At 70.9% G+C, this 10,643-nt stretch carries 10 protein-coding genes and 1 riboswitch; of the genes, 4 read left to right on the forward strand and 6 right to left on the reverse strand.

From position 1 onward, the window contains the following. Window positions 1–3: 3 nt before the first annotated feature. The 4 genes from cobU to cobD all read right to left on the reverse strand — a co-directional run bounded on the left by cobU (window position 4) and on the right by cobD (window position 3,536). A complete protein-coding gene (gene cobU / locus DT074_RS07365; RefSeq protein WP_368744513.1) occupies window positions 4–561 on the reverse strand; it encodes a bifunctional adenosylcobinamide kinase/adenosylcobinamide-phosphate guanylyltransferase in 558 nt (185 codons plus the stop codon). Continuing rightward, on the reverse strand, window positions 558–1,577 hold the full coding sequence (gene cobT, locus DT074_RS07370; protein ID WP_119419182.1) for a nicotinate-nucleotide--dimethylbenzimidazole phosphoribosyltransferase: 1,020 nt from the start codon (window positions 1,575–1,577) through the stop codon (window positions 558–560). Before cobT ends, cobU begins: the two co-directional genes overlap by 4 nt. Beyond that, entirely contained in the window at window positions 1,577–2,407 is an 831-nt protein-coding gene (gene cobA / locus DT074_RS07375) for a uroporphyrinogen-III C-methyltransferase (RefSeq protein WP_119419195.1), read from the reverse strand. The genes cobT and cobA overlap by 1 nt, the downstream gene beginning before the upstream one ends. 106 nt (window positions 2,408–2,513) lie before the next feature. Then, on the reverse strand, window positions 2,514–3,536 hold the full coding sequence (gene cobD, locus DT074_RS07380) for a threonine-phosphate decarboxylase CobD (RefSeq protein WP_368744515.1): 1,023 nt from the start codon (window positions 3,534–3,536) through the stop codon (window positions 2,514–2,516). A 22-nt stretch (window positions 3,537–3,558) separates the two neighbouring features. Between cobD and cbiB the strand changes: the two genes are divergently transcribed. Beyond that, on the forward strand, window positions 3,559–4,548 hold the full coding sequence (gene cbiB / locus DT074_RS07385; RefSeq protein ID WP_119419184.1) for an adenosylcobinamide-phosphate synthase CbiB: 990 nt from the start codon (window positions 3,559–3,561) through the stop codon (window positions 4,546–4,548). Here the strand turns inward: cbiB and DT074_RS07390 are convergent. Beyond that, window positions 4,532–5,998 (reverse strand): cobyric acid synthase, encoded by a 1,467-nt coding sequence (locus DT074_RS07390; protein WP_368744516.1) that lies wholly within the window; start codon window positions 5,996–5,998, stop codon window positions 4,532–4,534. The genes cbiB and DT074_RS07390 overlap by 17 nt on opposite strands. Continuing rightward, on the reverse strand, window positions 5,998–6,618 hold the full coding sequence (gene cobO / locus DT074_RS07395; protein ID WP_119419197.1) for a cob(I)yrinic acid a,c-diamide adenosyltransferase: 621 nt from the start codon (window positions 6,616–6,618) through the stop codon (window positions 5,998–6,000). Before cobO ends, DT074_RS07390 begins: the two co-directional genes overlap by 1 nt. Before the next feature lie 95 nt (window positions 6,619–6,713). Continuing rightward, window positions 6,714–6,911: riboswitch (cobalamin riboswitch) on the forward strand. Between the two features lie 110 nt (window positions 6,912–7,021). On the opposite strand from cobO, the gene DT074_RS07400 reads away from it, so the two are divergent. The 3 genes from DT074_RS07400 to DT074_RS07410 form a co-directional block, all read left to right on the forward strand. Then, window positions 7,022–7,411 (forward strand): DUF1636 family protein, encoded by a 390-nt coding sequence (locus tag DT074_RS07400; RefSeq protein WP_119419185.1) that lies wholly within the window; start codon window positions 7,022–7,024, stop codon window positions 7,409–7,411. Then, complete coding sequence (gene cobW / locus DT074_RS07405) at window positions 7,408–8,445, forward strand: cobalamin biosynthesis protein CobW (RefSeq protein ID WP_119419186.1); 1,038 nt, start codon at window positions 7,408–7,410, stop codon at window positions 8,443–8,445. Before DT074_RS07400 ends, cobW begins: the two co-directional genes overlap by 4 nt. Before the next feature lie 3 nt (window positions 8,446–8,448). Then, on the forward strand, window positions 8,449–10,643 hold a 2,195-nt coding region (locus DT074_RS07410; protein WP_368744517.1), incomplete at its 3' end, for a cobaltochelatase subunit CobN.

Below are 10,643 nucleotides of genomic sequence, written 5' to 3' on the forward strand. Positions count from 1 at the left end.
GCTTCAGCCTTGCGGCTTCAGGCGCAGCGGCAGCCCGGCGACCATCAAAACGACGCAATCCGCCGCCGCGGCGATGCGCTGATTGAGGCGGCCCTGTTCGTCACGAAAGCGTCGGCCGAGGGTGGTTTCCGGCACGATGCCGGCGCCGACCTCGTTGCTGACCAGGACGGTCGGCGCGGCGCGCGCCTGCAGCACCGCGAGAAGCGCCGCGATGCTGCCGTCGATGTCCTGATCCGCGAGCATCAGGTTGCTGAGCCAGAGCGTCAGGCAATCGACCAGGACCGGCTGTCCGCCGCAGGCGCTCAGAATGCTCGCCAGCTCGCGCGGCGCCTCGATGGTGCGCCAGGCACTGCCACGCCGCGCCGCGTGCATCGCGATGCGTAGGCGCATCTCTTCGTCCAGCGCTTCCGCCGTCGCAAGGTAGGTGGCGCCGGAGCCTCGCGCGGCCTCGAGGACCAGCTCCTCGCCGAAGCGGCTCTTGCCGGAACGGGCGCCGCCGAGCAGGAGGGTAAGGCGCGGCGGTATGGCACCGTGGCCGAGCAGTTGAGCCCAGGCCGTCACGCCGAAGGCCCTGAAACCTGCGCCTCTTCGAAGGTGGCCATGCCGTTGTGACAGGCGACCGCGGCGCGCACGAGGCCGATCGCCGCCGCCGCGCCGCTCGCCTCGCCAAGCCGCATGCCGAGCGAGAGCAGCGGGACGAGGCCCATCGCGTGCAGGCAGCGGCGATGCGCGGGCTCGCCCGATTCATGCGCGGCGATGGCATGGTCCAGCGCGCCGGGGGCAAGACGCAGCAGCGGCGCCACCGCCGATGTCACGATGAAGCCGTCGAGCAGCAGCGGCACCCGGTGCAGCCTCGCCGCCAGCGCGGCGCCCATGATCGCCGCCAGTTCGCGCCCGCCGACGCGGCGCGCGGCCTCGATCGGGTCCTTCAGCGCCGCGCCGTGGTGCCGGAGCGCGCGGTCGACGATCGCCGCCTTGTTGCGCACCCCCTGTGAGTCAAGCCCGGCCCCCGGCCCGGCCCAGTCGACGCCGCCGCCCCCGAACAGGGCGGCGGCCAGCGCCGCTGCCGCCGTGGTGTTGCCGATCCCCATATCGCCCAGGATCAGCAGCTCTTCCGCGCCGCTGACGGCGCCTAGCCCGGTATTGACGGCCGCGACGAATTCTTCCTCGTCGAGCGCCGCCGTCGCCGTCATGTCGCCGGTCGGGCGATCGACGCCGCAGTCGATCGCCGTGAGGCTGGCGTCGAAGGCGCGCGCAAGCTGATTGATCGCCGCGATGCCGGCGCGAAAGCCTGCCAGCATCTGCGCGTTGACCGCATCGGGATAGGGCGAGACGCCGTACCGGGTCACGCCGTGGCTGCCGGCGAACACGATGATGCGCACCGCGTCGGCGCGCGGGGTGACATTGCCCTGCCATGCCGCCAGATGGACGGCGATGTCTTCCAGCCGCCCGAGCGAGCCCGGCGGCTTGACCAGCCTGCCCTGGCGCTGCCGCGCCGCCGCCTCGATCGCCGCGTGCTTCGCCGGCAGATCCGCGAGCAGGTCGCGCAGCTCCGCCGCCTTGGTGATCTTCATCATCAGCCGGTTCGCCTCTTCCCATCGATCTCACAAATGGCAGCGCCTTGCGCAATCCAGCCGGCCATGGCCGGCAACCGCACGACATTGCCGATGCAGATGATGGCCGGCGCCATGGCGGCGGCCTCCAAGGCGTCGCCGGCGGCAATGCGGCTCAAAGTCGTTTCGACGATCTGCTGATCGGGCAAGGTGGCTCGGCAGACGATGGCGACGGGTTCGTCGCTGCTCCGCCCGGCCGCCAGCAGATGCCCGGCGATCTCCCGCAGGTGCTTGCTCGCCATGTAGAGCACGATGACCGGCGAGCTGCGCGCAATCGCCGGCCAGTCGATGCCCGACGGGATGCCGCCGGACCGGTCATGGCCGGTCAGGAACGTGACGGCGTGGTTGGTATCGCGATGCGTGACCGGAATGCCAGCATAGGCGAGCCCGCCGATACCCGCGGTGATGCCCGGAATGATGCGGAACGGAATGCCGGCGGCGAGCAGATCCTGCGCTTCCTCGCCGCCGCGGCCGAACACGAAAGGATCGCCGCCCTTGAGGCGCAACACGCGACGGCCATGCCGGGCCCGCTCGACCAGCAGCGCTGAGACCTCCGCCTGCTTGAGCGACGGCTGGCCCGCCCGCTTGCCGGCGAACTCGATCGCGGCATCGCCGCGCGCCCAGTTCAGAATGCGCGGGTCGACCAGGGCGTCATGCACGACGACATCGGCCTGCTGCAGCGCGGACAGCGTGTGCAGCGTCACCAGGCCCGGATCGCCCGGCCCGGCGCCGGCCAGCCAGACCCAGCCGGGCAGAAATTCCGGCCATTCCAGCCCGGCCGCGGATGGCAGCATGTCCTTCCACGCCATTCAGCGGGCTCCCGAAAGGTGGGCCGGCATGCCCAAGCCCACCATCCGATCCAGTTCCTTGCCGCCACCCACCATGCCTGTCGCCGCCACCCTAGACCCCTGCCCTGCGGGCCGTCATCCCTAGCGCTTCCGCCAAGCGCGTCCAAGCCATGGCATGCCCCGGCAGGCCGAAGCGCAGCCATGACGGGCGTTCGGGGAACCGCCGCACCAGAATTCCTGCCTGCCCAAGCTTTCGGTACAGCGCCGGCGCCTCGGCGTGCTCAGCCAATCGAAACAGCAAGGTGCCCCCGACTACGTTCAGCCCCGCGGCCCGCAGCATCTCGTCCAGCCGGGCGACATCCGATGTCAAGCGAAGGCGGGCCTGGTCACGCCATGCTGCATCGCGCAGCGCCATCTGACCGACGGCGAGCGCCGGACCGGAGACGGCCCAGGGCCCCAGAGCCGTGCGCATGCCGGCAACATGATCCGGCGCTCCGAGCAGGAAGCCGAGCCGCAACCCGGCAAGCCCATAGGTCTTGCCGAAGGAGCGCAGGACCAGCAGGCTGCGCCGCGGCAACAACGGCGCGACGCTGAGCGCGGCATCCTCCAAATCGGCAAATGCCTCATCCACGACGACCAGACCCTGGCGCGCCGCCTGCCGCTCGGCCAGCTGCAGCAGACCGGCGGGGTCATGTCGTCGGCCATCCGGATTGTTGGGGTTGCAGAGCACGATCGCGTCGGCTGCGCCGGCCTCGGCGAGCGAACTGACATGCCGCACATCGGCACCGGCCGTCCGCCAGCAAATTGCATGCTCGCTATAGGTCGGCGCGAGCACGGCGACCGACCTTGCGGGGAACAGGCGCGGCAGCAGGCTGATCAGGATCTGGGTGCCCGGTGCCGCCACGATCATGTCGGCAGACGGCACGCCATAGGCTGTGGCCGCGGCCTGTTCCAGGCCGGCCTGCGCCTCCGGCTCCGGCAGGCGCGAAAAGGCCTCCGGACGGAGCGCCGGCAGCGGATAGGCGACCGGATTGATACCGGTGGACAGGTCGATGAACGGCTCCGGTGCGCGGGGAAATTCGCGCCGGGCCGCGGCGAGGCGACCGCCATGCAGGACGGCGCCTTCATCGGGCAAAGCTGGATCCTCGGTCCGGGCCATGCCGTTCGATAGCACGCTCGCGCTGGCTTGTGCGGCCCTTCTGATCGAGGCCCTGGTGGGCTATCCTGCGGCGCTGTATCGCGTCGTTCGGCACCCTGTTGTCTGGATCGGGGCGGCAATCGGTGCTCTCGACCGCCATTTCAATCTGGAGCGGCTTTCGCCCGGCGAGCGGCGGCTGGGCGGGATTGTGGCAATGGTGATCGTTCTGATCCTGGCCGCGTTGCCGGCCTGGGTGTTCACGGCGGCTGTCTGCTCACTGATCGCGCCTGCCCTGGCCCTCATCTTCTTAGCGGTCCTGGCCGCGCCCCTGCTGGCGCAGCGGTCGCTATATGCGCATGTCGCCGCCGTGGCCGACGGGCTGGAACGTGAAGGTCTTGCCGGCGGGAGGGCTGCCGTGAGCCGGATCGTCGGCCGCGATCCGGACAGCCTGGACGAGGCGGCGGTCGCGCGCGCGGCAATCGAAAGCCTGGCGGAGAACTTTTCCGACGGCGTCACGGCGCCGGCTTTCTGGTGCGCGGTGCTGGGCCTGCCCGGCATCGCCGCCTACAAGGCCGTGAACACCGCCGACAGCATGATCGGTCACCGCACGGCGCGCCATCTCGCCTTCGGCTGGGCGGCCGCACGCTTTGACGACCTGGTCAATCTGCCGGCGTCGCGGCTGTCGGCGCTGCTGCTGGTCGCGGCGGCGGCGCTACGCCGCGACAGCGATGCCGCCGGGGCGTGGCGGGCGGTGCGGCGCGACGCCCGTCAGCACCGATCGCCCAATGCCGGATGGCCGGAAGCGGCGATGGCCGGCGCGCTGGGCCGCAGGCTTGCCGGCCCGCGTGTCTATGGCGGCACCCTCGTCGAGGATGCGTGGATGGGCGACGGGAGTCCGGACGCTTCTGCCGCGGATATCCGCCGTGCCCTCGCCCTCTACCGCGTGGCCTGCGGCCTGCTCATCGCGCTGCTCGGCGCGCTGGCGGCGTTGGTTACCTGGCTGAGCTGAGGATGCGATCGATATCGAGATGCGCTTCCAGATGCGCGGCAAGGCGATCCAGCGTGGCCTCGACCGAGGCCGCGTGATTGCGTGTCGAAGGCGCCGCACCGAGGCGCCCGAGCCAGGCCGAGCGCTGGCCGTCATCGGCGAAGAAGCCGTGCATGTACGTGCCCGATACCAGCCCGTCCGCCGATACCGCCCCATCGAGGCGCCCTTGCGTCAGCCGGACCAGCGGCCGCTCCGCGTCCGGCCCCTGCGTGCGGCCGAGATGCATTTCGTAGCCGCGGAAGGGGACGCCGTCGGCAACGGTTTCGCCTGAGACCTCGACCAGCTTCTTGTCGGCCGTCAGCACGGTCTCGACATTGAGCATGCCGAGCCCGTCCACTGTACAAGCGGGTCCTTCGACACCGTCCGGATCGGCGATGCGCCGGCCCAGCATCTGAAAGCCGCCGCACAGCCCAAGCACGCGGCCGCCACGGCGGCGATGCGCGGCGAGATCGACGTCCCAGCCGGCGGCGCGGAACGCCGCCAGATCGGCGATGGTCGCCTTCGAGCCCGGCAGGATGACGAGATCGGCCCGGCCCGGCAGCGCCTCGCCCGGCCGGACCAGAACCAGCTCCACCTCCGGCTCCGCGGCCAGCGGGTCGAGATCGTCGAAATTGGCGATCCGCGGCAGCACCGGCACCGCCACCACGATGCGCCCGCCGCCCTGTGGCCGCCGCGCATGCTCCACCAGGTCGAGCGAATCCTCCGCCGGCAGCAGCCGGGCATCGTCAAACCAGGGCACCAGGCCGAGCGCCGGCCAGCCGGTGCGTTCGGCGATCAGTTCCATGCCGGCGCTGAACAGCGAGGTATCGCCGCGCATGCGGTTGACCACGAAGCCGACCACCGTCGCCGCATCCTCGGGCGACAGGACGGCATGGGTGCCGACCAGGCTGGCGATGACGCCGCCCCGGTCGATATCGCCGACCACCACCACCGGAACGTCAACAGCACGGGCGAAACCCATATTGGCGATGTCGCCGCCGCGCAGATTGATCTCGCTGGCGCTGCCCGCGCCTTCCACCAGGACGAAATCGGCCGCGGCGCGCAGCCGGCCAAAGCTCTCCAGCACGAATGGCATAAGGTCCGGCTTCATCTTCTGATATTCCCGCGCGCCGGCGCGGGCATGCACGCGGCCCTGCACGACGACCTGCGAGCCGCCTTCGGTTTCCGGCTTCAGCAGCACCGGGTTCATGTGCACCGACGGCGGGACGCCCGCCGCCAGCGCCTGCAGCGCCTGGGCGCGGCCGATCTCGCCGCCATCGGCGGTGACGGCCGCATTGTTCGACATGTTCTGCGGCTTGAACGGCCGCACCGACAGGCCGCGCCGCACCAGCGCACGCGCAAGACCCGCCACCAGCATCGACTTGCCGACGCTGGAACCGGTGCCCTGCAGCATGATGGCGCGCGCCGGCATCAGAACTCGATCCCCGCCTGTGCCTTCACCCCGGCCTGGAAATGGTGCTTCACCAGACGCATCTCGGTGACCAGGTCGGCGATCTCGATCAGTTCCGGCTTGGCGTTGCGGCCGGTGACCACGACGTGCAGGTCGCCTCGGCGCTCCCGCAGCGCCGCGACCACCTCGTCCAGCGGCAGGTAGTCGTAGCGCAGCGCGATGTTGAGCTCGTCCAGGATCAGGAGCGAGATCGCGGGATCCGCCATCAGCCGCAGCGCTTCGGCCCAGGCGCGCCGGCAGGCGGCGACGTCGCGTTCGCGGTCCTGGGTGTTCCAGGTGAAGCCCTCGCCCATCGCATGCCATTCGACCAGGTCGCCGAAGCGCTCGAGCGCGCGCCGCTCGCCGGTATGCCAGGCGCCCTTGATGAACTGCACCACGGCGCTGCGCCGCTCTTGCGCGATCATGCGCAGCACCAGGCCGAAGGCCGCTGTCGACTTGCCCTTGCCGGTGCCGGTATGGACGATGAGCAGGCCCTTCTCGACGGTCTTGCCGGCGACCTCGGCATCCTGCAGCGCCTTCCGCTTCGCCATCTTGGCGCGGTGCTGCGCCGCCGTATCGGTGGTGTTGTCGTCAGCCGTCATGTCGAGATCGTCCGGAAGCCCGGCGCAGTCATGCATACCGCGCCCGGGTGCATCAAGCGGCGCCAGCATCCTTGTTGACTCGGGTTGAACCCGCGGGGTACTCACGGCCAGACGGTCCTTCCGCCTGGAAGGCGAAAAGGGAATGCGGTGCGGGCTCGCCCAATGCCGCAGCTGCCCCCGCAACTGTAAGCGGAAAGCCGTTCGTCGCTATGCCACTGGGCCTTGCTCGGGAAGGCTGACGGAAGGCGATCGTATCCGCGAGCCAGGAGACCTGCCGTCGCCGTGCTTGTCTGTTGCCGGGGCGGGGTGCACCGGTAACGGCGGTTCCGCCTCGCGGCGGGCCGGCCCCCGGTTGTGGGCGAGACCGTACCCCCGGACCGCCGCCGACCGGCGCGGACATGCCATGGCCGGAAGCCAGCCCCAGATCCTGGTCTGCACGACCTGCCGCCATCCGGCGGTCGAAGCCCGCGAAGGGACGCCGCCGCCTGGCCAATTGCTGTGCGATCGGATCGGCGAGCTGGCGGAGGCAGGTGGCGCGCGCCCGGCGCCGGTGACCTGCTTCGGCAATTGTGAGCGCGGCTGCACCGTGGTGGTCGCCGCGCCCGGAAAATGGGCCTACATGCTGGGGCACCTGACGCCCGACCATGCCGCCGACCTGGTGGCCTATGCCGCGGCCTACGCCCAGTCGGAGACCGGCTTCGTCGGGCGCGGCACGCGGCCGGCCTCGCTCCGCACCGCCATCGTCGTGCGATTTCCCCTGCACCTGATCAACCTGGAGAGGTCCGCACCGTGACCGCCATCGCCGGCAAGATTCCCGCCACCATCGTCACCGGCTTCCTCGGCGCCGGCAAGACGACGCTGATGCGCCATGTGCTGGAGAATGCGCGCGGGCGGCGCATCGCCGTCATCGTCAACGAATTCGGCGCCATCGGCATCGACGGCGCCCTGCTGCAGGATTGCGGCATCGAGGGCTGCGACGACGGCAGCATCATCGAGCTCGCCAATGGCTGCATCTGCTGCACCGTGGCCGACGACTTCCTGCCGACCATGGAGCAGCTCCTGGCGCGTCCGCAGCCGCCGGAGCACATCCTGATCGAGACTTCGGGGCTCGCGCTGCCCAAGCCGCTGATCAAGGCGTTCGACTGGCCGGCCGTGCGATCGCGCGTCACCGTCGACGGCGTGATTGCCGTGGTCGACAGCCGCGCGGTGGCGGAGGGCCGTTTCGCCGACGACCCCGAGGCGGTGGCGCGCCAGCGGGCGGCCGATCCTTCGCTCGACCACGACAACCCCTTGGCCGAGGTGTACGAGGACCAGCTGATGGCGGCCGATCTCGTGGTGCTGAACAAGCTCGACCTGATCGACGACGACACCGCGGCACAGCTTGCCGGCGCGATCGGCGGCAAGGTGGCACGGCCGGTGAAGATCGTACGTGCCCGCGAGGGCCAGGTCGACCCGACGGTCCTGCTCGGCCTATTCGCCGCGGCGGAGGACGACCTCGCGGCCCGCCCCTCGCATCACGATGCGGAGGGCGAGCACGAGCACGACGATTTCGAGAGCTTCCCGATGACAATCGGTGAGATCGCCTCGCCCGAAGCTCTGATCGCGCGCCTGAAGCGCGTCGTCGAAGCGCACGACGTGCTGCGCATCAAGGGCTTCGTCGCGGTGTCGGGCCGGCCCATGCGGCTGGTGCTGCAAGGCGTCGGCGGGCGCTTCCGCCACCATTTTGACCGCCCCTGGGCGCCCGGCGAGGCACGCGCCGGCATCCTGGTGGTGATCGGCCAGACGGGCCTCGACCGCGCGGCCATCGAAGCGGCAATCCGGGGATAGCACATGCACCTGCTGGTCCGCGAAAGCCGCGGACTCGACGACGACGCGGCGGCTATCGACCTGGGCCAGAGCCCGGCCGAGCTGCTGGTGCTGTCGTTCTCCGACAGCGATCTGCGCGGCGTCGCAGCGGCCTGGGCGTCGGAGCGGGAACGGCTCCCCACGCTGCGGCTTGCCAATCTCGCCCAGCTCCGCCACCCGCTCTCGGTCGATCTCTACCTGGAGCGGATGCTCGGGCGGGCGCGGGCCATCGTCGTGCGCCTGCTCGGCGGCGTGGAGTATTGGCGCTACGGCGCCGAGCAGCTGGCGGCCAGCTGCCGCGCGCGAAAGATACCCCTGGTGCTGCTGCCAGGCGACGCCCACGAGGACGCGCGCCTCGCCGAGATGTCGACGGTGCCGCAGGCCGATCTCGCGCGGCTGCATGCCTATTTCCGTCATGGCGGGCCGGACAACCTGGGCCACGCCCTGCGCTGCCTCGCGCAGATCGCCGGCGGCGAAGCCAGCACGGAACCGGCGGCGCTGCCGGTGCCCGCGCACGGCATGTTCGACGCTGCCGCACGGTCGAAAGGCGGCCGTCCCCTTGCTGTCGTTGTGTTCTATCGCGCCTACTTTCTGGCCGGCGACACGGCGCCGATCACGGCGCTGGCGGATGCGCTGGACGCGGCGGGACTCGATGTGCGCGCACTGTTCGTCGACAGCCTGAAGAATGCGGATTGCGCCCGCTGGATCGGCGATGCCCTGCGCGACATGCGGCCGGCCGTCGTCGTGAACACGACCGGCTTCTCGGCCCGCAGCGAGGACAGCGCCTCGCCCCTCGATGCCGCCCAGGCGCCGGTGTTGCAGGCGGTCCTTTCCGGCGCGACCCGCGAGGCCTGGCAACAATCGGCACGCGGCCTGTCGCAGACCGACCTTGCCATGCAGGTCGTGCTGCCGGAGCTCGACGGGCGGTTGCTGGCCGGCCTGGTCTCGTTCAAGAAGGAGGCGACCGAGTTCGCCGCGCTCGAGTTCCGCACCAACGCCCACATGCCGGACCGCGAGGGAATCGATCTGGTGGCGCGCCGCGCCGCGGGCTGGGCCCGGCTGGCCGGCACGCCGCCGGGCCGGCGGCGTATCGCGCTGATTCTGTCCGACTATCCGAATGCGCCGGGCCAGATCGCCCACGCGGTCGGCCTGGATGCGCCCGAGAGCGCCACGGCGATGCTGCGCCTGCTCGATGATGCCGGTTACGACCTGGGGCCGGATCTGCCGGCCGGTGCCGATCTGGTCCCGGCGCTGTGCGACGCGGAGCGGCGCGTCCGTCTGCCGCTCGACGACTATCGCCGCCTGTTCGACCAGCTGCCGGGCGAAACACGCGCGGCGATCGCCGATGCCTGGGGAGCGCCGGAAGCCGATCCGGCCTGCATCGATGGTGCCTTCGCATTGCCGGGGCTTCGCTTCGGGCAGGTGACGGTCGCTATCCAGCCGGACCGGGGGCACGGACCCGACCGCAAGGTGACGTATCACGATCCGGACCTGCCGCCGCGCCACGCCTATGTCGCGTTCTATCTGTGGCTGCGCCGCGTGCTCGACGTCGATGCCATCGTTCACCTCGGCGCGCACGGCACGCTGGAATGGCTGCCGGGCAAGGCGGTCGCGCTGTCCGCCGCCTGTCATCCGGCCGCGCTGGTCGCCGGCATGCCGGTGATCTATCCCTTCATCGTCAACAATCCGGGCGAAGCGGCGCAGGCCAAGCGGCGGCTCGGCGCCGTCACCATCGGTCATCTGACGCCGCCGCTGCGCACCGCCGGCACGCATGGCCCGGCGCGCGAGCTGGAGCAGCTGATCGACGAATATGCCGCCGCCGACGGGTTGGACCGGCGCCGCACCGCGCTGTTGCGCCGCGAGATCCTGGAACGCGCCGAATCCATCGGCCTGCTGGCCGAGAGCGGCGCCACGCGCGCGATGCCGGAGGAGGACCAGCTGGGGCGGCTCGATGCCTTCCTATGCGACGTCAAGGACATGCAGATCCGCGACGGGCTGCATGTCTTCGGCACCGAGATCGCGCCGGAACGCCGCGCGGCGATGCTGGCGGCACTGACCGGCGAGGCCGCCGCGAACGACCTGGACCGCTCGCCAGCGGCGGAGCGCCGGGCGCTGCTCGACGCGCTCGACGGACGCTTCGTGCCGCCCGGCCCGGCCGGCGCGCCGAGCCGCGGCCGCGC

This window comes from Desertibaculum subflavum, from assembly GCA_003576705.1.
Classification (GTDB): Bacteria; Pseudomonadota; Alphaproteobacteria; order Ferrovibrionales; family Ferrovibrionaceae; genus Desertibaculum; species Desertibaculum subflavum.

Excerpts from the sequence above, each read along its gene's own strand:
- cobT (WP_119419182.1), bottom strand. The coding sequence starts at position 1,577 with ATGATGAAGATCACCAAGGCGGCGGAGCTGCGCGACCTGCTCGCGGAT.
- cobA (WP_119419195.1), bottom strand. The coding sequence starts at position 2,407 with ATGCTGCCATCCGCGGCCGGGCTGGAATGGCCGGAATTTCTGCCCGGC.
- cbiB (WP_119419184.1), top strand. The coding sequence starts at position 3,559 with ATGCCGTTCGATAGCACGCTCGCGCTGGCTTGTGCGGCCCTTCTGATC.
- DT074_RS07390 (WP_368744516.1), bottom strand. The coding sequence starts at position 5,998 with ATGCCGGCGCGCGCCATCATGCTGCAGGGCACCGGTTCCAGCGTCGGC.
- cobO (WP_119419197.1), bottom strand. The coding sequence starts at position 6,618 with ATGACGGCTGACGACAACACCACCGATACGGCGGCGCAGCACCGCGCC.
- DT074_RS07400 (WP_119419185.1), top strand. The coding sequence starts at position 7,022 with ATGGCCGGAAGCCAGCCCCAGATCCTGGTCTGCACGACCTGCCGCCAT.